Raw genomic sequence first — 25376 nt, forward strand, 5'->3', positions numbered from 1 at the left:
TGATTCTAGCTTTGATTTAATAAGGCCTGATGGGCAGCTAATTGGTTTATTTCATCCAATTCAGTTTGACTTAAATGGACATCTGTTTGCACATCGAATAATGAAGCGTCTTGCTGATGTGCCATGGACTGTTTTATCGCATCAGTGAGCGCTAATAGGTTTTCAGCCTCAGTTTGATTCTCTGATGTTGCATTCATTTGGGTGTCGTCTGGAATTGGCTGTATCTCATCAAAACCTGGCTGCTGAATAAGCTTGTCATATGAATGAGTTTGCTGCATATCGATTGATAATTGGCTGGTTGACTCAATCGTTATTGTTGATAAACCTTCATTGGGCAGTGCTTGTTCCAACAACTCTTGCGCTACAGGGCTCATTTCACTGAATAGAGCTAAGTTATTATCGAGATGACTAAAAATGGGCTCTACTGTTTGAGCTTCAGCGTCTGTAATAGGTTGCGGATCTTGATATCCGTATTCAGGTTTACCGCTGAGCAATGGCTCAGACTCTGGTTGAAACTCTGGTTCAGATTCTGGTTGAAAGTTTGGTTCAGCCCCTGGTTCAAAGTCGGGCTCAGAATCTAAGGTAAATTTATTGTAGTCATTAGACGCAACAGGGGACATCGTATCTTGATGAATCGGTATGTCATCTGATATGACTGGTTCATCAATAGGTAAAATGGCGTCTATAGGTTGGCTTGATAATGGGTTACGCGACTGCTCATATTGATAACGAGCGACGGTTTGTTCCATTAACTCGATTTCAGCAAATACAGCTGCGGCAGTTGGAGTCAGGTTTCGATAGCCATGTTCATAATGCCGCACTTGCTCAAATTGTGCTCTTTCATGCATTTCTTGCATGATATCGAGCTGCATCATCTCTAACGCTGCTTCATCATTAAATGGATGGACTATCGGATCGTCGAGTTCCGTTGGCTGGGTAACCGTCATCGCCATTGCCATATTGAAAGCTGAAACGTAGGCGGCATTCGCTGCAAATGCATTAGCCACCACGGCGTTGCTATCAACGGTAATGGTGATGGTTTCAAGTTCACCATCGGCCACATCAGAACCTAATGTCGCAATCGGATCGAGTGATAAGGTAATTGTTTCCCCGTCTGTCGCACCGCTTAATGTAAGCCCTGCGACATCTTCAATATTAACAATCCATTTATTGCCTTGTTTTTCACCTTTCGAAAGCGTCATGCCATCCGATAGGCCAAGAATCGTTAATGTTGCGGTTTCATTTGGTGCAGGATTTTGCAGCTCTAAGCCCAAGTTTAAAGCGATATTGTCAGTTTGATTGGTCGTGAAGTCGGCAAATTGAGTCCAAATAGGCGGATCGACCTCTGGGGTTAATTCAATATCAAAGGACACGGTTTGGCTTTGACTTCTGTCGAGCTCTTCCGAGCCGAGGACTTCTGCAGTATCAATACTGGAAATTGCCATTTCAACATTGAGCGTACCAAAGGCAAGTTCACCAGGTAATATTTTGACTTCTGCTAAGCTGACTGCTTCAACAATTAAGCTGGCGATATATCCACCTGAACCATTAGCGGTTAAAGCAACAAATTGCTCATCAATTTCTACCCCTTCAAGGTCGACAAGGGCACTGGCGTCACTTGAGGTGATTAGAAAATCAACAACAAAGAATTCACTCCCATCGAGATTAAGTAATTCTGCGGCAATTTCTACTTTGATGTCATCGCCCTCATTACCCGTATAATCGTCTGGAGCAGAAATGATTTGTACGCCATCTGCGATAGGGCTGACGCCTACAATAAAGTCCATTGAGGTAGTCACAAAATCATCTGTGCCTAACTCTTGGGTGATGATGGATAAAGACAGTGGCATATCACCGTTAAAGTTGTGTGGCGGCTTAACGACTATGCTATCTAGTTGATCGGGTGTGACAGTCCAATAGGTTGTCGGAGTACCATTGAGTTGACCGCCATCAGCGCCATTGTTTGGCAGAATGTGTAAATCACCACCTGCATCTTGGTAATAGACAGTCGCCCCTTCTGGCACGCCATTAAGAGTGATGTATTGCACCTCTGAACCATCTAAATCAATTAAGCCGATTACTGAGCTATTAATGCCACTAAGCAAAATATCAGTATCTTCTGAACCGTTGATAGTGATTAGCCCTGCTGGGATATCAGCAGCGTCGGTTACTGGGTTTACATGAATCGTAATTGTGTCACTGAAATTGGTGGTATCGATGACATCTGCTGAGTCAATATCAGCGGTGTCACTGACTGCACCTGATATCTGTAACCTAAAGTCTCCACTTAAATGCTCGGGAGGCGAAAATTGTAATAAGGCTAGCGCTGAATTTAATGCAGCATTGGTAGAACCTGTGAATTCCCATGTATCTGTGGTGCCAGACTTTAATTGGAATAATCCTGAGTTATCAATTAGCTGACCACCATCGAGCAGTTGTATGGTGAATAATTGGGCGGGATTATCAAGCACCACTTTTTCAACGCCACCATTATCAGCAGTTGGATCTAGATCCTCATAAGTAAGGAACAAGCCAAGTGGTGTCGGATCGTCCTCATCCATAGTATCAACTAATACATCTATCGATAGGCCATCAGCGATAGGGGAGATATTAATATCCAGACTCTGGCTATCATCAACTAAGGTATCACCACTGAGTGAGTCCGTTGCAATAATGCGAATAGGGATGACCATGTCTCCGGCAAAGTCGTCGGCAACATTGTGCAGTGTGAGGTTACTTAATGATGCTGTGGTAAAGACATATTCAATCACGTTTTCACCACTGGCATCATAAAGCGCAATGACATCACTGCCACTGAAATAGCCCCCTTGTGGGAGATCGCTAGCAAGCACTCTAAAGCTAATCACATCATTATTATCGCTCGTGATGGATAGGTTTAAGTGGCTAGCAAAACTGATGGCGTTATCTTCGGTAGCATCTACGGTCGTCGATTGCAGTGCCGTCACAGTTGAAGCTGTTGAGGTTGAAGTGGGTTGATCAAAGGTGACAAAAATATTGGCTGAAATAACTTCTGGGTCATCTCTATCTAGGACTCTGGCTTCTACAAGGATAGCTTGAAAGAGTGTGATGTGGTCACTTGATATGGTCATTCCTTCTAAAATCGCCAGTGATTGTTCTTGAACTGAGTCACTGGTCATATTATTGCTAGGAATTATCCATCGGCCATCACCGTCGTTAATTGCGCCATTTGGATGTGTGACATACCAGCCATCAGCACTTGGCATGGTAATAACGATATAGTCGAGTACTTCAGAGCCATCAATATCACCATCAAAAAACACAATATCATCGCCAATGGTAATTGGTTGGCCATCTGGACTATAAAGGACGGTGTTATTCACCTGTAACCGTGTGATGCCTTCTACAACGGCATCGACTTCAATAGAAAGCTGACTCGCGATATCTTGAACCGACGTTTCTCCTGTATCAGAGGTGTCGGTAATTTGATAAATAACGTCTAATGAGAAAGTACCGTCAGCATCTTGTGGTGGCAGTACGGCTAAGCGTCCCGAGTTGAGTAACTCTATTAATGTTGGACTAAATTCATCGGTAAGTTCAGATAGTAATAGGCCTGAACTGCCCACGGTTATTTCAGCGCCATCGAATAAGTAAATGATCCCCTCACTAGAAGGAAAGATCGTCATATCTGTGATGCTTTCACTACCGTCAATATCGGCTAACAAAGCCGGTATTAAACTCAGTACAATAGGTTGATCTTCTTTGCCATTGCTGGTGGTAGTTAATGTTGCGGATGTTTCATCAATGACTGGGGCAATATCAATATTGAGATTGAGTTCGTATTGCGCACTATCGCCATCTAATTCGGTGCTTTCGACAAATAGTTGTAAGTTAATTTGACCACTAAAATCTTCAGCGGGTCTGATTGACAGTGCAGATAACTCTGCTGCTGTAACGCTATAAATAGGTGCTGAACCGTCAAAACCGACGACGGGTAAATTAACAATCTGGCCATTGCTGTCGACAAAGTTTGCACCGTCAGGCAAGCCCACAATGCGTAAGCTTAAACTTTCTGAGCCATCATCATCTGAGCTAATTACCGTAAATGATAGTGGAATATCAGTATCCTCATTGAACGCCGCCACTGAATTGATATTACCATCATTGGTAATTTCCCAGACTGTGGGATCTGAGGTGATGGTCGGCGCATCATTGGCGACACCGGTGAGAGCTATCGTTATGGTTTGTGGGGCACTGTAATTGGGGTTGGGATTGATAATACTGTCTACTGGATCGATACCATCCTGGGTAGTTTCTGTCGCAAAGCTGCGAACCGAAATAGTAAAGTCGCCAAGATTTGCAGAGCTTGCGTCTGCTAAAGGCACTAGCATGGCTTCTGGACTGGCAAAAAGATCGTCTACCGAGACAGTCCACACATTGTTGCCTAAATGGATAGCGCTTGGGGCATCAATCTGCCAACCATCTGGTAAGGTTAATTCAAAATGGAGGCTTTCAGAGCCGGATGTATCGGTTAATTCGCCAAATAAAATTGTGTTTAAAGCGATAGGCTGATCTTCTTGACCATTGATATCACGAGTCACTAATGTGGGTGCATCAGCAATTGGGGTGACATTGATGGTGATTGTTTCATTGGTACTTTGCGCAGTATCGCCATTATCAGGCTCAGTCGAGATGGCCCTAACATCAAAGCTATATTGGCCCGCTAAATTTTCACCGACTGTAGCTTGTAATAATGCTAATTCATCTGCACTGATTTCTTGGCCATTGGCGATAGAGAATTGCACACCTTCACTGTTTGTACTGGTGAGCTGAATACCTGGTGCAATATTGAAAATGACATAGGTCATGACCTCAGAGCCTTGAGCATCAATGCCAACGACATCCTTAGTACTGGCTGACAGGCTTATATTGAAAGCACCATCATCTTCATTGACATCATAGGTAAACTGGCTGGTGTTTTCCCATTCAGGCGTGTCGGCAACAGAGGCGATAGTCAACGGAACTTCAGTCGAGATTGACGGTTTGTTATTAATATTGACTGTGATTTCAGCGTTGATGGTTAAGGTTGCATCCGAGGCGTCTTCAGGAGGATGGAACACTAAGTCACCGCTAGGAATTGCTATACCAAGATTACTGATCAACAGATCTCCACCACTCAAGATATAGTTCCCATCGGCATCTAGGCTGACAGGTTGGCCATCTAATGTGAGTGTGCCACCTGCTAAAGATGCTTTGTTGATGACAATGCTTTGAATGATTTCCCCTTCATCAATATCGCCAGGCAAGGCGACGATAGATAAAACCCCAGGTGTATCTTCGGTATAATTGGGGTTGAGCACCTTGATAGAGCCTGCTTTATCGTTAGCCGTGATGGTGAGGTTATCAATGACGGTATCACCATCAGTATCGGTGACATATACCTGAACCACTTCACTATAAAACAGTTCATCATATTCAAAAATCATACTGGTTACTGTGGCTTTACCATTGGCAGTAATCACTAACGTTCCGTACTTAACTCCGGTATCGGTAAAGAGTTCAACGGAATCGCCTGCTGAATATTCTGTGCCTTTGTATATAAATTTACTGACTTGTGCTCCATCAGCGCCTTGTTGTTTTTGATTAAACAAATTAACACTGTGGTCAGCATTGTTTTCTTCGGTAAAGGTGAGTGATGAGTCATGCTGAATGGGGACATCATCTTGAACATTGATATGTATCGTTTGACTGTTTGAGGTATCGCCATCGGCATCGGTTGCGATAACGTCAAAACTGATGGTTAAGGTATTTTCACCATTGCCATCAGGATGGTCTATGGCCTCAAATTGCTCAAATTCAACTTTACCATTGGCGTTAAATCGCACTCTAAATACTTCACTACTGTCTCCGGCTCTAATGGCGGTATACCAGCCGTTACCATCAGCAAAATTACTGAGTAATATTGACTGCCCACTACTGGTATAAGCCCCAAAAGTAAAGCTGGGATCAAATTCAATACGACTGATATCATCACTGCCATTATCGATATTTAATACCGCACTGCTAAGGACGCTGTTGTTGTCGACTAGCTCACCTTCGTCGATTGTTAAGATGAGCGAAGAAGGCAGACTTGGAGATTCTCCATCGTAAATATCGATAGAAATAATGGCGTTTATATCTGTGTTATCGCTGTCGGTTGCGACAACATCGACGTTGATTTTGCTTTCAACCCCCGAGCCTGCGATGTTGTCAATTGGGCCTAACATTCGCATTTCAAAATCAATTTGAGCTGTGGACTCGGCATCGATATGGATGTCTGTTGGCAGGCTCATTCTGAACACAACAGTTCCGTCAGCTGTTTGTCCTTCTGCTGTTGCCCCGTCATTAGATATCACCCAATATACGAGTGACCCATTTTGAGTCACATCATTATTGTCTGCATCTACAACCACGTCGCCATCGGTAATGGCAAATTTGATATCGACGATGGGGTCGCCTTTAGCATTGATATTAATAAAGCCACTGGCACGGTTATCAACACCTGGAGTAACGCTAGGCAGCTCGCTAATTTGCACTGTGATACCAGTAATTTCACCTGCTTCATCATCTTTTACTGTCAACGTCATCGTGGCTTGTGTTGTATCGCCATCATTATCAGTTATGAATAAGCCAAAGTTGATGTCGTCAGTATCAATTTGATCAAAAGGTTGATGGAGCGTTGTTGTATAGCCATGAGATAAAGTGTCAGATTCATTATTCCAGCCATTGTCGATCGTAATGGTAAATATTGGTTGAGCAGGATCGCCAGTATGTGCGGTCAGCGTTAATCCATCAGCGGATAAGTCAAATTGAATCGCTTCACCGCCAACGGTGAGCTCTGGAAGCTGGTCAATATCAAACCCTAATGTGTCGATAGCATCGGCACCGACTTGAATATCAAACTGACCTGTTTGGGCAATAGGTGTTCCTATGAGATTTGTTTCATCAAAAATCAAGGTTTCAATATTATTGATAGCTGCATCATTGCCATCTTGTATGTTCCATTTAAGGTTACCTAAATCGATATGACTGCCATCAATATCATTGGCATCGATTAATGTGGCTAATTCCAGTGATTCAGCACTGTAATGATCTAATGGCCTAGTTAATGTCATTACCGCTGTCACATCGACATCATCGCCATTACTGACAGCAGAAAGAGATAAGGTAAATACAGTGACTCCATTTGCAGATGCAGTGATGGTTTTAGCATCTGGACTGAGGATATAACTGAGACTGTCGCCATTAGATGTTAGTCCTAATGCGGTTAATGGGATTAACGATAAACTACTAAACACCACAGAACTGGCGACGATGGAGTCTGAACCTGCGGAAATGGTAAAAGAGCGTGAGTCTGTATTAGGGGAGTTGATAATCGCTTCTGCAGTCGAAAAGCTGACATCACTCATGTTACCAATTGCACCGTCAGCGATGATAATGGTACTGGTTGCAGATGCAATACTGCCGTCAAAGTCCGTAACTGTGTAGTCAAAACTTATGGATTGTTCTACGGTGTTATCTAGATTGTCACTTGCCTCAAATCGCCAAAAGCCATTGTATAAAACCGTTAATTCACCTTTACCCGTATCAATAACAGCTGGAGAGCCTTCTAATACGGGGTAATCGATGCCATTAAATGTGACGGTTTCGACGACTAGTGGGCCTTCGATAGTGTAATCGTTACCGGTTATCGAGCCCGTCATAGCGGTATCTTCAATCGCTGTGAAGTGATCGTCTATGGCTAATTCAGGGGTATCTTTTACATGCAGTATGGCGTAAGTGATGATTTGCTCAGTTGTGCCATCTGTATCCGTTTGCAGCCCCTCGACTCGAATTAATGTGGATAAATTGCCTGTAGCAGGGTTATCTAGCGTTTGATAAAGGGTAACGTCGAGTTCGGTTCCGATAAGCGTCGCTTCAAGGACGAGTTCGTTATCTCCATCCCTAAAAACTTGGAAAGACAGGCTGTTTGGCGCGATCACAATCGACAAGTCTTGGCCATTAGATTGGTTTTGTAAAAGGAAGGATTGGTCAGTTGATAACGTCAGCTCGGCATTAGGAATATCAAAACTAAACTGGGCACTTGTTTGATTGTTAATGTTTAGCACTAACTCATATAAATAACCATCATCAGGAATATCTAAATACGGCATTTCATCTGTAGCGGTATTCCCTGCAAGGTCGGTCACACTGACACTCATCTGCCAACTTACACGTTGATCTAATCCATCTACATCTATGGTTTCATCAAACTCCCAAGTGCCATCGGCCTTAACATCAGTAGTAAATGTTTTGGTGGTGACTCCATCAGTTAGCGTTAGAGTGACTGTTTGGCCTTCTTCTGCACCTGTTGTGGTGCCAGATAAAGATGACTCTCGACCATAGGTAAATAACCCGACGTCAAACCCATCTGCGCCAGTATCGATATCAATGGTTACTTGAGTATCAATAACAAGTTGATCCGTTGCGCTGGCGGTATTTCCCGCGACATCGGTTGCCGTTGCTGATGCGGTTAAAATACCGTCAACAAAACCTAATGCGGCTAGATCTTGCGCTGAAATGGTCCACGTACCGTCACTATTGACCGTGGTGATGATGCTGGTGGAAGTATTATTCGCATCCGTCAGCGTGACAGTCACATCTTGTCCTGCTTCAATATTAGTGACGGTTCCGCTAACAACGACGGCCAAAAGCTCAGTTTGGTTAATGATATCGTCGTTATCTATGATGTTAATTGTGATGACTGCTGTGGTATCAACGGGTAACTGAGTTGTCGCAGTGGTAGGGTTGCCAGCATCATCGTTAACACTTGCTGTGACTTCTAAAGAGCCATCATCAAAACCTGATAAGTCTTGAGCAGCAAGTTGCCAAACTCCAGCAATGACTTGTGTGGTTAACGTTAGACTATGGCCTTGATTATCGGTAATGACAACGGTGACGGTTTGGTTGTCTTCAACATCGGTTACCGTGCCCTGAATAACCACTTGTGTCATTTCAGTGGCGTTAATGACACCATCATTATCAAGGATTTCAACCGTGATATCGGCAAGAATATCGACAGGTAACTGAGCGGTGGCAGTAGCAGGATTACCTGCAATATCGTTTACGGTTGCTGTGACCTCTAAAGAGCCATCATCAAAACCCGATAGGTCTTGGGCTGGTAATTGCCAGATCCCACCATTGACTTGAGCTGTTAACGTGAGGCTATGACCTTGGTTATCAGTGAGGTTTATCGTTACGGTTTGACCATCTTCGATATGGGTAACCGTCCCTTGAATCACCACTTGAGCCATTTCGGCGGCATTAATCACGCCATCGCTATCAATGATTTCAACAGTGATTTCGGCAAGGGTATCTTTGGCTACGGTATTGTTGCCAATACTTGGATTGCCTTCTACGTCAATGGATAAGGCTCTTAGGCTGAGTTCACCTTCTGCTAGTGAAGATAAATCTAGATTATCTAACTGCCATTGACCATCAACAACTGTGGTATTGAAAATAAGGCGTAAGCCATTAACATCGGTGACCCATACAAGTACGTTCTGACCATCTTCAATATTAAGTGCTTCACCTCGTAAAGTCGTTGTGGAGACTTCAATCGCATTGAGCGTATTATCATCGTCGACAGCTTCTATGGTGACAGCAGCCAGGGAGTCTTTGGTGACAATCGTAGAGGTTGAGGCTGGGTTACCTGCGATATCAACGGTGCTAACGGCAAACTGGATATCACCATCAACGAGTGAAGAGATATCGGCATTATCAATTTGCCAATTTCCCGCTGTGATAGTGGTGGTAAAAGTTAACGATGTACCCAAAGAGTCAGTGACGATAATCGTCACGCTTTGGCCGTCTTCAACATCATTGACTTGCCCTGAAAAATCTAACCGTAGCATTTCAAAACGATTAATAATGTCATCACGGCCAGTATCGACGTCGATATTAATGTCAGCAAGAATATCGACAGGTAACTGCGTTGCTGCCGTTGCAGGGTTACCTGCAAGATCGCTTGCCTGCGCAGTTACGAACAGTGACCCATCATCAAAACTTGATAAATCTTGCGCAGCGAGTTGCCATTCTCCGTTTGAGACTATCGCGGTTAACGTTAGTGTATTACCTTGATTATCAAAGAGCAGTACGGTGACCGTTTGGCCATCTTCAACATTCGTCACAGTCCCTTGAATCACCACTTGAGTCATTTCAGCGGCATTAATCACGCCATCATTATCAATAATTTCAACACTAATACTTGCTAGGGTATCAATCGGGAGTGGCAATGATGAGCTTGCGGTATTTCCTGCAATATCTGTGACGGTGGCGGTTGCCACTAACGAGTTTTGATCAAAGGCTGACAGATCTTGTGAAGGTAGGGCCCAAAGTCCGTTAATCACAGAGGTTGTTATCGTTCGTGTGTTACCTAAATCATCGGTTAAATTGATGATAACGGTTTGACCATCTTCTACATTCGCTACGCTACCATGAAAATATACGTTAGTGATTTCTGTTGAATTGATAACACCATCATTATCCAGAAAATCGATACTAATCTCTGCGGTGGTATCGACTGGCATCGATGTCGTCGCCGTTGCAAGGTTGCCAGCGATATCACTGACTTCAGCGATAACGATTAGAGTGCCATCATCAAAATGACTTAAATCTTGGGCAGGCAATGACCATTGCCCATTAATGACAGTGGTCGTGAGTGTTAATGCATTGCCGTGAGCATCACTTACTCTTACTGTGACGGTTTGGCCATCTTCAACTTTAGATACACTACCTTGTATGCCGACTTGTGTTTGTTCTGCTGCATTGATAACGCCATCATTATCGATAATGTCAACGGTGATCCCTGCTTGGGTATCTTTGATAATGGTATTACTACCAAATGCAGGGTTACCTTCTGCATCAATTGCCACGGCATAAAGGTGCAATACCCCGTCTGCTAAATCTGAAGCATCTAAGCCTGATAAACTCCAGATACCATGAGTGACTTCTGATGACAGGGTGAATACTTGCCCTAAACTATCAGTGATAGTGATGAAGATTTTTTGCCCATCTTCAATATTATTGGCAATACCAAAAATAGTATTGAGGTCATCAATTTCTTGCTGGTTTAATAGGTTGTCTGAGTCAATGACATTAATGGTGACATTGGCGATGGTATCTTTAATCACTGTAGTTGAAGCACTGGCTGGATTGCCTGCTAAGTCTGTTGTATCGACATCAAATCGCAATTCTCCATCAACTAAAGCTTCAATATCAGCGTTATCTATTTGCCAAGCGCCATTAATAACTTGGGTGGTAAAGGTTAATACTTGGCCATTGATATCGGTAATTGTGATGGTAACAGTCTGGCCATCTTCGACATCAACCACACGACCTGAGAAATCGAGCTTTTTCATCTCGAACCGATTAACAAATTCGTCATTGCCTGTATCAACGCTAATATCAATATTCGCAAGGATATCAATAGGATCTGCTGTAGTGGCGGCAATAGGGTTACCCGCTATATCAATCACTTCTGCGGTTGCGGTGAGTGAACCTTGATCAAAGTCGGAAAGGTCTTGAGCATCAAGCTGCCAAGCACCACTCATTACCGTGGTTGACATTGTGCGAGAGTGACCACTGGCATCAGTTAATGTCACAAGCACTGTCTGACCATCTTCGACGTTAGTGACGTTACCTTTGATGGTGACAGAAATAATTTCTGCAGCATTGATAACATTATCATTGTCTTCAATTTCAATGGTAATGCTGGCGAGGGTATCTTTAATGGTTTGATCAGTTGCTGGTGCAGCTTCCCCTTGATAGGTTGGTGCACTGATTTCTGCGGTAATCAGTCCTTCAGCTAGGGTTGATATATCAAGCCCATTCACTTGCCATGACTCATTCATCACCAATACTGACAATACAATTTGCTGCCCCTGGATATCCGTTAGCGTGAGCTGGAGTACTTGCCCATTTCGAGCATCGAGTGCTTGGCCATTGATATCGACCCTAGGGACTTCAAACTGGTTTAAATAGCCGTCGTTTGCATCTTCAATATTGACAGATAAAGTTAACGTTAAAAAAGTATCTTGGCTGCCAACAAGGGAATTGATTGAGTCAGTAGAATTGAATTGTTCATCGCCTTGAGTGTCGTAACCAGATTGGGCAATGAGCGCATTATATCGAGTTTGAATGATTTGGTAGAAGTAGTTAAGCCCGCTATTACTGACATTATTACTGTTCTCGCCAGAAGTATTTGAGCTGGTAGGCACGGGTTCAGTCGAGCTATCTTGAGTCAGGCTATTTTGCAGCCCTTCGTCTTTGGCTGAATTAATCAGTAATGAATTAGGCAGCAAAACACTTTGTTGGTCGACAACAATATAAGGGGCGCTGTCTGCATTAATAAAAATACTTTCAGCATTGACGTCATGAATGGTTAATTCATTGCTGACGTTATCTAGCGTAACCGCATGCCATTGACCATCGTTCGCTACAGCGAAAATGCTTGAGCCAATTTTAACGTAGTACAACACATCTACACCATCAACAATCATTTGCATTCCTTAATTTCAATCCATTGTTGTCAGTAATCAAATACGTTTACCGCTTATGACGAGGATCACCAACAAATTAAGCGCAATTTAAAGCATAAACCTTGTTTTTTAAATTTTAAAGCGATGATGAAATATTCACCTGTTTTGATTCATAAAGATACAAAAAAAGAGGCCAATTGGCCTCTTTTTTAAAACAATCAATAATTTTTATTTGTCTTCTTTAAGCCACTGAGCGGCAGATTTGGCAAAATAGGTTAAAATTCCATCAGCGCCAGCACGCTTAAAGCAAAGTAATGATTCCATTACGATGGCTTTTTCGGCTAACCAACCATTTTGAATCGCAGCCATGTGCATCGCATATTCGCCGCTGACCTGATAGGCAAATGTTGGTACTGCAAGTTCTGTTTTAACGCGGCGAACAATATCCAAATACGGCATACCAGGTTTAACCATCACCATGTCAGCACCTTCTTGAATATCTAATGCGACTTCGTGAAGTGCTTCATCACTATTAGCTGGATCCATTTGATAGCTGTGCTTGTTGCCACCTTTAAGGTTGCCTGCTGAGCCTACTGCATCACGGAATGGGCCATAATAGCTAGAAGAGTACTTGGCTGAATAAGCCATAATTTGGGTATTCACATGACCCGCAGCTTCCAGTGCTTCACGGATAGCGCCAATACGGCCATCCATCATGTCAGAAGGCGCAACAATATCAGCACCTGCTTCAGCATGAGATAGGGCTTGTTTAACTAAGATTTCAGTGGTGATGTCGTTAAGAATATAACCTTCATCATCAATAATGCCATCTTGCCCGTGAGTGGTGAATGGATCTAAAGCCACATCAGTCATCACGCCCAACTCAGGGAAAGCTTGCTTTAGTTCACGCACAGCACGCTGAACCAGCCCATCAGGGTTATAAGCTTCTTCAGCCATTAATGATTTCTTTTCTGCTGGAGTCACAGGGAATAAGGCAATAAGCGGAATACCTAATTCAACGAGTTCAGCCGCTTCTTTAAGCAATAAATCGATTGAATAACGTTCAACACCTGGCATAGAAGCCACTTGTTCAGTGCGATTGTTACCTTCAAGAATAAACATTGGGTAGATAAGATCATTTACCGACAATTTGTTTTCTGACATTAAACGGCGGCTGAAATCATGTTTACGCATGCGGCGCATTCTGCGCTGTGGAAACGCACTAGTAATAATATTCACATTCGACTCCTGATATTAATTTGCTCTTATTCGGACGAAAATAGGCTTACTTGGTTTCGTCCATTGCGCTTAGCTTGGTAAAGCGCTTTATCGGCTTGTTCAAGTAGCAGAGTTGGGTGTTCATCAGTTTCAATTACCGAAGCACTGACTCCAATACTTACAAAAAGGGGAATAGGGTTATTCTCCCAATCAATGGATAACTTGGATATTGCTAAGCGAACTTGCTCTGCTAACTGCATGGCTCCTTCACTATCAGTATTCGGTAATATAATAGCAAACTCTTCACCACCAAAACGTGACACCAGATCGGTTGGACGTTTTAAAAAATCTGAAATTGTAGTCGCAATCACTTTTATTGAGTGATCGCCAGCAAGATGGCCATGTTGATCGTTAATGTCTTTAAACTTATCGATATCAATCATTAATATCGCCAATGGTGTTTGTTGACGACGACTGATACGACCCTCAGCGGCAAGACGCTTATCAAAAGCACTACGGTTTTTAACACCCGTTAAACTGTCAATGGTATTCTGCTGAGTGAGTTTTTGGTTTGCTTCATTTAACTCACGTAAGGTCACTTCAAGTTCTAAGGTTCGCTGTGCCACCATTTGTTCTAAGCGCTCGTTCGCTTGCGCTTCAGCTCGTAGTGCTTCATCTCGGTTTTGTTGTAACCTTACCGCTTGTTCAAGCGCTTTTTTCTGCATTTGTAATTTTGCTTTGCGCTCATCGTTATAGCGCATAGCCAATACTGCTGACATGATAATGACCTCAAAGGTCAGCCCAACCATAATTGGAGTTTGCGGCAATATTTGCCAGCTAATATGACCTAAATAGATTAATGCTGATATTAAAGAACCAGCAAATAAACCAATACGGCCTATGGCATGGAAGCGAGCGTTTTTAGTGCCTTTTAGAACTTGTATTAGTGAAAACACAATTAAGGTAAAACTAATTAAAATGATTGATACACCCAGGAGGTATATGGTCACTTCAAAATTTAAAAATGAGATCACTAAGCTTAGGAATACACAATAAACTGCCAAGTAGCGTCCCATTAGCAACATGCGTTTATTATGATATTTAAGTTGCATAACCTTTTCAGTAAACATCAATGCAAAAGCCAATGCGATAGGGATCATCATCGGAATGATTAATTGCTGCAGTCCAGGCAATGAAGGCCAAATATACTGAAATGAAATACCATAAATGCTCGTGACAATGATCGTTAAGCTCATGACATAACCGCAGTAATAGCTGTAACTGAACGAGCCAGAAGCCAATGCAATAAATAAACTGAATAAGCTAATTGCGATTAAAATACCAATTTGAAGCCCATGCACTAGGCTCTGGGTTTCTATCGCATGGCTAAAATCATTCTTGCTCCAAAGCACTAAGGGGATATTGAGTGTGCCACGATTATTAATTTTAAAATAAAAAGTATGTAGCTCGCCGGGTTTCATGTCGAACGGATATAGAAATAAGTTACTTTGCAATGGACGTTGATCAAAAGGCAGGCTATCCCCCATCAGTTCAACATTCTTTAAATCATTATCCACTAGATGAAACAACTTCAATCTATCTAACAGTGGGTTATCTAAGGCGATAATGCGTGACAATTGATCGTTAGGATTATAAATACTGAAGCTGACCCAAGTATTTTTCGCTCCAATCGAGCGCATGTCTGCTTCGGTAAATTTATGCCAATTTTGCTTGTTGTTATTGTGTAAGGTGAGGGTAGCAAGCTCGGTTATATTATTGGAGTTATGGATGTAGAGCCAATCAGTGAGATCAATTTTGGTGATGGAAGATTCTGTTAGTCTGAGAGGGGTATTTTTATGCTCGTTTGTGTCAAAAACATCTTGATTATTAATCGCTGATACTTGAGTTTGGCTTTGTACATAATCATGATCGATTGCCATGCTCGCTGCGCAAAAAAGTAAGCTGAAAAGAGAGAACAATAATATAGCACTATAGTGAGTTAGCGGTGCTCTAGGCATTAGGTGTTGCCTAGATTAAAAAAGTTAACGCTATTGCGGTAACAATGATCCGAAAATTGTTCATAGGTTTGCCCACGAAGCTGGGCAATATAGTCGACAATATAAGGTAAATATTGCGGTAAGTTTTTACTCGATTTAGGTTTAGGTCGCATACTTCTTGGCAACAGATAGGGGCTATCGGTTTCAACCATAATCCGGTTATCAGGAATCAGAGGGACAATACTGGCAAGTTCAGCACCACGCCTTTCATCACACACCCATCCCGTAATGCCAATATGAAGATCGAGTTCAATACAAGCAAGTAGCTCATCTCTTGTTCCGGTAAAGCAGTGCAGTACTGCGGCAGGTAATTGTTGCCTATATTGAGATACTATTTCAACAAAATCGTCATGGGCATCACGACAATGCATTAATACTGGCATTTGCAGTTTTACTGCTAATGCCAGTTGGGCATCGAATGCTTCACGTTGCTTGTCTCGAGGAGAAAAATCACGATTATAGTCTAAACCACATTCACCAATCGCAACGACATGCTCAGAGTCCACTAGGGATTGAAGCTCAGCTGTACTGGACTCATTCCAAGTACTGGCTTGGTGTGGATGTACACCTGCCGTAGACAACAACTGCATTGGGTATTGCTGGCAAAGGGTGATGGCATCAGTACTTTCAGATAGGTCACTGCCAATAACAATTAGCGGAGATACATTTTTCTCCGCTGCATTGTGAATAATACTGTCTATATCTGCTACTAACCGACTACTGAGTAGGTTAACCGCAATATCGATATGTTGAGACATAATTACTTGAGACGTTTAACTCGCATGGTTGAATTGCGACCATCACTACCAAGTAAAAATGAACCTAGTGCGCCTTTTTTGATAAAGATGGTTTGGCCAGATTTGAGCTTATAGCGCTCAGTTCCTACTTGTTTCCAAGTTTGCTCATTGGCTAATGTCACAATTAATGAACCATAAGGATCTTTCTTTATGGATGACACTTCGGCATATAGACGAACATCTTCTTCGTCATCAGCGACTTGTTTTAAGCCAAATTCCTGTTCATCTTTTTCAGCGACATTTTTCAAACCAAACTCTTGTTCAGCGGTGTTAGCGTTCGCTTCAACAGGCGCTGCTGCCGCTGTTGGCGTAACAGGTGCTGTGTTTGTTTGTGTTGACGTCACTGCAACTGCTGCAGGCGCAGTGACTGGTTTAGCAGTCTGGGATGTTGAAAGTGTAGATGTTGCTGTAGAAACTGAGGCCGCTAATGCGTCGTAACACATTAGACGGTCCAGTTTATCGGTATGACTGGCACATGTTGCCAATTGCTCTTCCACTGAGGCATGAGCTTGAGAAGTGATAGCCAAAGCAAAAGTGGCAACCAAGGTTAAACGCATAACAGAATCCTTCTTTATTATTGTTTTACTAGTCCATGAGTATTAAATGCATTACTTAGCTGTCAGTGCTTTCACTCTTAGACTCTTCGTTATCTGTATCTTCTTTTGGCGTGTATAGCTTAGCTGCTATGAGGCCGCCTTCAAATAATATTAACATAGGAACAGCTAACATTGTTTGAGAAATAATATCCGGTGGAGTCAGCATCATACCCACGACGAATGCGCCTACGACAATGTATGGTCGTTTTTGCTTTAATTCTTCGGGAGTGGTTACGCCAGCCCAACACATTAATACTACAGCAACGGGAATTTCAAAGGCTAATCCAAAGGCAAAAAATAGCTTCAGAATAAAGCTTAAGTAGCTACTGATATCCGTTGCAACGGTAACCCCTTCTGGTGCCACACTGGTAAAAAAGCCAAACACAACTGGGAAGACAATGTAGTACGCAAATGCAATTCCAAGATAGAACAACAGTGTACTACTGAATAACAGTGGTGTAATAAGGCGCTTTTCGTGCTTGTATAACCCCGGTGCGACAAAAGACCACGCCTGATATAACACATAGGGAATTGCCACAAAAAATGACAACACTAAGGTTAATTTAAATGGGGCGAAAAATGGCGCAGCTACATCTGTTGCAATCATGCTGCTTGTTTCAGGCAGTGATTGCATTAATGGGATCGCCATATAATGATAAATATCATTTGCCCAATAAACTAAACAGATAAATACCAGCAAAACACTGCCGATAGCTCTGAGTAACTTATTACGCAATTCAAGCAAATGACTAATGAGAGGTAGCTGTTGTGACATTGATTACCCGCTAGCTTTTGGTATTTGAACTGGTCGAGTCTGCTGCTTGCTCACTAGTTGTAGTGGCGCTTTCAGCTGGTTTTGCTGTTGCAGCATCTTTATTAATGTCCTCTACTTGATAAGGACGATTAACCGATTGCGCAGCATCTTTTAGCTGATCAATAGACTCTTGTAATTCAGGAGATAAGTTAGACAAACCTTTGCTTTCAGCTTTTTTCAGATCAGCATGTAGCTCTTCGATTTTAAGCTCTTGCTCTAATTCGTCTTTAACAGAGTTTGCCATTCGCTTTAATGAGCGAATCCACCCAGATATTGAACGTACTGCAGTCGGGAGTCTTTCGGGGCCCAATACCACTAGCCCCAAAATACCAATCAGCAGTAGCTCCATAAAGCCAATACCGTCAAACATAATGAATTACGCCTGTTCTTTGTCCTTTGACTCGGACTTTTGTTCAGTTGCCTGTTGAGAAGTTTTCGCAGTGCTTTCTTTATCTTCTAAAGACTTTTTCTCTTCGTCTTCAGGATTCATAGCATTTTTGAAGCCTTTAACAGCGCCACCTAAATCACCACCTAAAGAACGTAACTTTTTAGTTCCGAATAACAAAACAACAATTAACGCAATGATAAGAAGCTGCCAAATACTGATGCCGCCCATGAACATTTCCTCTATAAGAATAAAAACGTGATTTTGAATAAAGTCAAAATTATAACCTTTATTACATCGAGTATTATGAACCTCTAATGAATAAGTGCTAGTTAAAATTTACGATTCTTTGGTCTGGATCTCCATCCTGTGAGCCAAAGCACTATACCTGATGTGATACAAATATAAGAAGGCCATAGTGTAGCGTCTTGATTTAATAATAGTGTGCCACAGATCAACAATACAGCAGATGTTATTAATAAGTAATTGCTCTTATGAGCTTTGTGCTGAAACTTCAGGTACTTATCTAACATCTGCTGCTGAGTTCCCAGCAGTTTTCGGCCCACTTTTAGGTTGTCATAAATCAGTTCTGGGAATTCAGGTAACTTTTCTGCCCAGTAAGGACTTTTCATTTTCACTTTGCCAAAAATCGCTTTAGGCCCGACTTGTTCAGACATCCATTGCTCTAAAAATGGTTTTGCTGTCGACCACAAGTCAAGTTGAGGATAAAGCTGACGGCCTAACCCCTCAATGTAAAGTAATGTTTTTTCGAGTAAAACCAGTTGTGGCTGCACCACAATGTCGAATTGGCGGGCTGTGCGGAACAGCTCTAGTAACACGTGACCGAATGATATTTCATCTAATGGTTTATTGAACATCGGCTCACACACCACTTTAACGGCTTGCTCAAATGCCAGTACGTCTGTGTTTTCAGATACCCAGCCTGATTCAATATAAAGCTGTGCAATTCGTTGGTAGTCTCGGTTAAAGAAAGCAAGAAAGTTTTCAGCTAAGTATCGTTTATCGACATCGCTTAATGTGCCCATGATGCCGCAATCCATACCGATATAAAATGGATTGTCTGGGTGCTCACGGCTAATAAAGATGTTGCCAGGGTGCATGTCAGCATGGAAAAAGTTATCGCGGAATACTTGGGTGAAAAATAGCTCTACACCGCGCTCTGCTAGTAATTTAAGGTTTGTGCCTTGGACTTTCAGTGCTTCAACGTCTGATACAGGGATACCATAAACGCGCTCCATGACCATCAAACGAGGGTAGCAATAGTCTTCATAGACATAGGGTACATATAAGGCGTCAGAATCTAAGAAGTTATTGCGCAGTTTAACCGCATTAAGGGCTTCTAGATTCAGGTTTAATTCACCTAGTATTGTGGTGCGGTAATCATCAATTACTTCAGCAGGGCGTAGGCGGTTGCCTTCTCCTAACAGCTTTTCAAGTAGATCTGCAGCCTGACACATTAATTGTAAATCTGCTTGCACCTGCGCTTCGACATTGGGACGAAGGACTTTTAGTACCACTTCGGCGCCATTTTCTTTTAAATTTGCAGTATGTACTTGTGAAATTGAGGCTGATGCGAGCGGGGTTTCATCAAAGTTATCGAATAAGCTTTCGATTGGTGCTTTTAATTCAGCTTCAATAGCCTGTCTAGCGAGCGCTGAATCAAAAGGAGGGACTCTGTCTTGCAACATTGATAACTCATTTGCCCACTCGTCATTCAACAAGTCACGACGTGTGGACAACATTTGGCCCAACTTAATGTAGACCGGTCCTAGTTCTTGCATCGCCAGTTTTAAGCGTTCTGCTGCGGGTTTATCTTTGTGTTGATTGCGAAGCCAGAAGAAGCAATTGCGAAGCAAACTGAAGTACCAGGGGGTTTTCTTATTAGCAATAATCTCATCTAGGCCGTAATGCAATACAGTTTTGATGACTTGATAACCACGTCTGATACTGGCAATTGTCATGGGGTAATCTTTTCTCTTAGTGATGCAATTCTGTCTGCAATTGCATTGGTGTTATCTGCTAATTCTTCCAGATTATCACGAAAATGAATGAATTCTATTTGATGGGGGGCAAGACGGTATTCTTCGGTGGTTAATTGACCGACATGGGAACGGGATTTGTAGAATATGTCTTTAGCAGTGCTTGCAAGTTGTTGAGTCCCTGAAATCAACAAATGAGTGGGTGCATCACCGATATATTTTGATAATGGCTCCGCAAAATCTAACTCAATATGACGCAAGTAATGACTAAAACTTTGTAATAAGTTTATATCACCATCCAGTGTCAATTTGTCTTCTTTAATGAGCTCAGTCAGGCTGTCACCGTCAGTGACTTTATATAAGGTCGTGACATCGGCTGAAATACTGACATCCACTTCGCCTTCGTAGGCGTTGAGCACTTGAATCTGTTTGGCAAAAACAAAGTAAAGTGGCCATTCAACTTGGGTTAGTTGAATACGAAACACTTTACCGTGTAATTGTTTAAGCCGTGCATATTCCCCCTTGTCTTGCGCTTGTAACTGCGCAATGGCCGTTTCTAATCCAGCACAAGCAAAGAGTGAAAAATGATTCGGTTGCATTAGAACTTGTAACCACGATGAAGTGCAACGACACCATCAGTCATGTTGGTGTAATCGACTTGTTCAAAACCAGCATCAACCATCATTTGTTTTAATGTGTCTTGATCTGGATGCATACGAATTGATTCAGCAAGGTATTCGTAGCTGTCAGCATCTTGTGTAATTAATGCACCCATCTTAGGTAATACTTTAAAGCTATACATATCATACACTTTACGCATGACTTCATGCTGAGGTTTAGAGAACTCTAGCACTAATAACTTTCCACCTGGTTTTAATACACGGCGCATTGAGCGTAAAGCGGCATCTTTGTCGGTGACGTTACGTAGGCCAAATGCAATGGTAATGATGTCGAAGTAGTTATCAGGAAATGGCAATGCTTCGGCATTAGCTTGAACGTAGTCAACATTTCCTACAATGCCTTTGTCACGCAGTTTAGTGCGGCCAACTTTCAACATAGAGTCGTTGATATCAGCTAAAATCACTTGGCCACGATCACCAACGAGGTGTGAAAACTTTGCGGTTAAGTCACCGGTTCCACCTGCTAAGTCCAACACTTTCATACCTGGACGTGCACCCGCTGTCGCAATGGTGTGACGTTTCCAGAAACGATGAACACCAAAAGACATCACGTCATTCATAATGTCGTATTTAGCCGCAACCGAGTGAAATACGTCAGCAACTAAGTCAGCTTTCTTTTCTGATTCAACGGTTTTATAACCAAAATGCGTGTTCTTTGGGTCGCCCTCAGACATCTGTGTATTCCTATAATGTGCGATAATTAACTGCGAGTGTATGCCATTGCTTGCTTTGCAGAAACTTTAATCAGCGAGAGTGTGATCAAGTTTACTAGAAACAGCGTGGAAAGTGGCAAACCAGAATCGTTTTGCAGCTTTGCAAAAAATTGCTCTGCATTAGACCACAAAACGACTCGATATTGAATAGTCTCAAATGGCGCAAATACAGCATAACTGTCAATATCATACGCCTTAATTAAACACTGGGTTCAACTTTACGCAGTGCTTGATACTTTGTAGGCGTTATCATTTTGCCAGTATGACCGCCTAGTCTTAAATTGAATGTCGGTAACACTATGATTTAAAATTGTTTTTGTGTTTTTTAATAGTGTTGCGGTTGCTTGGCTTGAATATAAGCATAAATCAATTCACTCACACTTTGACCCACATCTCTATTGCCAGCAGACTCGCCCGCTTCATGACATAGCGGTGCAGCTTCAGCAATATGTAAGTATGCAGTTTGAGTATGTTTAGCCATATAACTGACGTAGTGGCAGGCATCAAGTAGTGGTATACCTGCAAAAGTTGAGGCACTACTCGGCATTTTAGCGATAGCATCGACATCAAGCTCTAACGCCACTGGTAATTGGGTTTGATTAATATTCTTACTTATCTGGGTTAATGCCTCAGTTAAGCTGATTTCTCGTCTGACCCAAATTTGCTGGAAAGTATGCCACTGACCACCAAATAAACTGAGTTGTTCTAGTGTCGCTTCGCTATTTTTAAGTTCATGTAATCCAAGTACATGGTAGTAACTTAATGCACCATTGGCAGCTGCGTAGCTAAATCCATTGCCACTGTGTCGGCCTTCTCGTGGTCGAAAGTCGCTATGTGGATCGAGGTTGACCGCCGCAGCAGCTTGATTAAATTGACCTTTTACTGCCATTAAAAGGCCATAAGCATTGTTATGACCGCCGCCGATCACTATAGGCGTTAATTGTGCTGCAAATATTTGACTGACGATGTTGATAACTTGCTCATCTAATTCTGCTGTTGCTTTTGATAAGTCGGCTTGAGTGGCATTGTCATCGAGATGGTGAGGTAGGAGGTTGCCTAAAATAAGGCATTCTTTTCCATGAAGGTATCGGTTTGATTGCAAGTTCAACCATTGCGACATCGTTGCTTCAAAAGCCGTATTTGCTCCACCTCGACCAAGGTTTGCTCTAGGGCCTGCATCTTCGCTGATCCCAAGAATAACGAACTGTCCGCCTTGGGATTTAAACTGGTGTAAAGCTTCTTGTTGCGCCGCACTGTTAGTTAAGGATGGTGCAAGCACGTGCACTGTTTGTCCTAATTTTGTCTCTCCATCACGGGGGGAGACAAACTGCTTAATTGCTTCGTGCGTCATTATCTGTAGCATAAAAACCTACTTTATCTCGTGTTAAGTATTATTGTTATCGAGGTTGGGTTCGTTATTGTTGTGGCCACAAGGGCTATTAGCGCATTTATTGTGATGCCTTGTGCCACTATTGTTCATGACAGTGATGAATGAGTAAAGCAGATTTAGCTTAAACAATGTTCTATTACAGTAAATAAAAAAGCCAGCAAAGCTGGCTTTAATTTTGACTGCTCATGATATGACGGTAGTTATCAATTAACCTTCACAAGGTGAAAGTTGATTAGTCGATGTCTAAAGCTTCTGGCGATAAAATAATGCCAGTATTATCAGCATAAATATGATCGCAAGGTAAGAAGGTTACACCGCCAAAGTTAACTGGGATTTCAACTTCACCGACACCATTACCATCAGCGCCAATTGGGATTGAAGCGAGTGCTTGAATGCCAATGTCCATTTCTTCAAGTGTGTCGACATCTCGGACAGAACCATAAACAATGATGCCTTCCCACTTGTTGGCAACAGCAATCTCGGCAATAGAAGCATCGATTAGTGCACGACGCATCGAACCGCCGCCATCAACTAATAATACTTTTCCTTCACCATCTGCTTGCAGTGCATCTGCGATAAGGCCGTTATCTTCGAAGCATTTAATGGTGCTAATAGAACCACCAAAAGAGCTCGTACCGCCGTAATTACTGAACATAGGTTCTACGACATCAACAACATCTAAATACATATCACACAGTTCTGAGGTGTTGTATTCCATAGTGACACTCCTTGGGGGTAGCGATTTGTTACTTCTCGCTAGTAGTTAAGCAATCTTAAATGAATTATATGAGCTTTTTGTGAAATTAAAAGCGATATTCATCACCAGATGACGATAAACCAACAAGTTGATTTATAAACTGATGTTGAGAAATCCCACAACATCGCACCAGAGACTAAGTTGTAGGAAACTAACTTACATTAGTGGTGGATTAGGATGTTTATATTGATCTTAGTCATCTTATTACGGTTTTTTATTACAACCTTGTATGAAATTTTGTTAATATCAGCGCTTAATTAAATGCAGTTTGTTTTATTTGCTTTAGGGGCACGGACCCCCCGTAACGCTTATGGATGGCAGAGGGCCTTAATGAGAGGTTCTTATGGAAGGGTTAAACGTTGTTGAAATCATAGGTTATGGCGCATCAGTTATGGTGGCTATTTCATTAATGATGAAAGATATTATCTGGCTACGTTGGTTAAACTTTGTGGGTTGTACATTATTCGTTATTTACGGTGTGCAAATTGAAGCATGGCCAGTAGCAGGTATGAATGCCTTCGTTGCGGGGATCAATATTTTCCATTTGATCAAAATCTATCGTACCAATAAGTCAGAAAGCTTATCTGAAGCGTCTGCGTAAAAATGGTCAAGCGAGGTGCCTTTATTGGGCACCTTAATCCATCACTGAAATTTACTATTTACCAACCACGCTTCATATATCCTCTCTCGTTTTTATCTTTATGTCAGTTCCAACGCTTTATTGACATATAAAGGCTGATGCAAGCTTGCCTGTTTGTGCTCAGATATCACTTCCTCTTATGACGGTTATTGCGGACACTTGATATCAGTATCAGATTCGTCATTGTCATAAAACTTTCGACAGAATGTCATGTCAGCGTCATTGGTCATATTTACAGTCCTAATCATGGTTGGATAATAAATAACCCAAAGGACTAGCGAGATGGTGAATATAGCAAACTTAGATAAGTTGTTATTTTGTCATATATTAACCTTTTGTCGTGAGCATAAGCTTAATCAGTTTGCTAAGCAGGTCTCTGCAACGGGTGATGGCCATATTTATGTGTATTTGGCCGTTGGATTGTTGTTTCTACATCCTCAAGGAAGCCACTTTTTCAACCTTATGTTAGTCAGCTATATTATTGAGCTGCCTCTTTATTTATTACTCAAAAATTTTATTCGTCGCAATCGTCCCTGCGCCGCATTTGCAGGGTTTGAATCTGATTTTCAACCATCTGATAAGTTTAGCCTGCCTTCTGGGCATACGGCGGCGGCCTTCATTATGGCATCAGTCGTGATGCATGTTTTCCCATTACTGGCTGTGATGGCATTTACTTGGGCTATGGCAATTGGCTTATCGAGAATCGCACTTGGCGTGCATTACCCATTAGATATCTTAGCTGGAATAGCATTAGGGCTCGGAGCGGTGAGCATGGCAGAGCAATTTATTTAAC

15 protein-coding genes are annotated in these 25376 nt (G+C 42.2%); 2 read left to right on the forward strand and 13 right to left on the reverse strand.

Annotated features, from left to right (window positions below; genetic code table 11):
• Positions 1 to 5 precede the first annotated feature (5 nt).
• The 13 genes from A9267_RS11865 to rraA form a co-directional block, all read right to left on the reverse strand.
• A complete protein-coding gene (locus tag A9267_RS11865; protein ID WP_065109323.1) occupies positions 6 to 12557 on the reverse strand; it encodes a T1SS-143 repeat domain-containing protein in 12552 nt (4183 codons plus the stop codon).
• Positions 12558 to 12764: 207 nt separating this feature from the next.
• Positions 12765 to 13775: a porphobilinogen synthase gene (gene hemB / locus A9267_RS11870; RefSeq protein ID WP_055023568.1), complete on the reverse strand. Its 1011-nt coding sequence runs from the start codon at positions 13773 to 13775 to the stop codon at positions 12765 to 12767.
• A gap of 26 nt (positions 13776 to 13801) precedes the next feature.
• Positions 13802 to 15694, reverse strand: coding sequence for a sensor domain-containing diguanylate cyclase (locus A9267_RS11875; protein ID WP_082972375.1), 1893 nt, complete (start codon positions 15692 to 15694; stop codon positions 13802 to 13804).
• A gap of 77 nt (positions 15695 to 15771) precedes the next feature.
• Complete coding sequence (locus tag A9267_RS11880; RefSeq protein WP_065109324.1) at positions 15772 to 16569, reverse strand: TatD family hydrolase; 798 nt, start codon at positions 16567 to 16569, stop codon at positions 15772 to 15774.
• A gap of 2 nt (positions 16570 to 16571) precedes the next feature.
• The gene (locus A9267_RS11885) at positions 16572 to 17165 is read right to left on the reverse strand and encodes a hypothetical protein (RefSeq protein ID WP_065109325.1); all 594 of its coding nucleotides are present in this window, start codon (positions 17163 to 17165) and stop codon (positions 16572 to 16574) included.
• A gap of 55 nt (positions 17166 to 17220) precedes the next feature.
• Positions 17221 to 17979 (reverse strand): twin-arginine translocase subunit TatC, encoded by a 759-nt coding sequence (tatC, locus tag A9267_RS11890; RefSeq protein ID WP_055023565.1) that lies wholly within the window; start codon positions 17977 to 17979, stop codon positions 17221 to 17223.
• Positions 17980 to 17989: 10 nt separating this feature from the next.
• Positions 17990 to 18388: a Sec-independent protein translocase protein TatB gene (gene tatB, locus A9267_RS11895; protein ID WP_055023564.1), complete on the reverse strand. Its 399-nt coding sequence runs from the start codon at positions 18386 to 18388 to the stop codon at positions 17990 to 17992.
• A gap of 6 nt (positions 18389 to 18394) precedes the next feature.
• On the reverse strand, positions 18395 to 18634 hold the full coding sequence (gene tatA / locus A9267_RS11900; RefSeq protein ID WP_055023563.1) for a Sec-independent protein translocase subunit TatA: 240 nt from the start codon (positions 18632 to 18634) through the stop codon (positions 18395 to 18397).
• A gap of 101 nt (positions 18635 to 18735) precedes the next feature.
• Positions 18736 to 20385 (reverse strand): ubiquinone biosynthesis regulatory protein kinase UbiB, encoded by a 1650-nt coding sequence (gene ubiB, locus A9267_RS11905; protein ID WP_065109326.1) that lies wholly within the window; start codon positions 20383 to 20385, stop codon positions 18736 to 18738.
• A complete protein-coding gene (locus A9267_RS11910; RefSeq protein ID WP_065109327.1) occupies positions 20382 to 21002 on the reverse strand; it encodes a ubiquinone biosynthesis accessory factor UbiJ in 621 nt (206 codons plus the stop codon). Before A9267_RS11910 ends, ubiB begins: the two co-directional genes overlap by 4 nt.
• The gene (gene ubiE / locus A9267_RS11915; RefSeq protein WP_055023560.1) at positions 21002 to 21757 is read right to left on the reverse strand and encodes a bifunctional demethylmenaquinone methyltransferase/2-methoxy-6-polyprenyl-1,4-benzoquinol methylase UbiE; all 756 of its coding nucleotides are present in this window, start codon (positions 21755 to 21757) and stop codon (positions 21002 to 21004) included. The genes A9267_RS11910 and ubiE overlap by 1 nt, the downstream gene beginning before the upstream one ends.
• A 364-nt stretch (positions 21758 to 22121) precedes the next feature.
• Positions 22122 to 23159: a formimidoylglutamase gene (locus tag A9267_RS11920; protein WP_065109328.1), complete on the reverse strand. Its 1038-nt coding sequence runs from the start codon at positions 23157 to 23159 to the stop codon at positions 22122 to 22124.
• A gap of 259 nt (positions 23160 to 23418) precedes the next feature.
• Complete coding sequence (gene rraA, locus A9267_RS11925; protein ID WP_055023558.1) at positions 23419 to 23904, reverse strand: ribonuclease E activity regulator RraA; 486 nt, start codon at positions 23902 to 23904, stop codon at positions 23419 to 23421.
• 382 nt (positions 23905 to 24286) lie between these two features.
• Between rraA and A9267_RS11930 the strand changes: the two genes are divergently transcribed.
• Together A9267_RS11930 and A9267_RS11935 are read left to right on the forward strand one after the other, a co-directional pair.
• Positions 24287 to 24544, forward strand: a complete 258-nt coding sequence (locus A9267_RS11930) for a YgjV family protein (RefSeq protein WP_055023557.1) — start codon at positions 24287 to 24289, stop codon at positions 24542 to 24544.
• Between the two features lie 321 nt (positions 24545 to 24865).
• Entirely contained in the window at positions 24866 to 25375 is a 510-nt protein-coding gene (locus A9267_RS11935; protein ID WP_055023556.1) for a phosphatase PAP2 family protein, read from the forward strand.
• The last annotated feature ends 1 nt before the right edge of the window (position 25376 follow it).

The sequence above is a fragment of the Shewanella sp. UCD-FRSSP16_17 genome (assembly GCF_001675935.1).
Lineage (GTDB): Bacteria > Pseudomonadota > Gammaproteobacteria > Enterobacterales > Shewanellaceae > Shewanella > Shewanella japonica.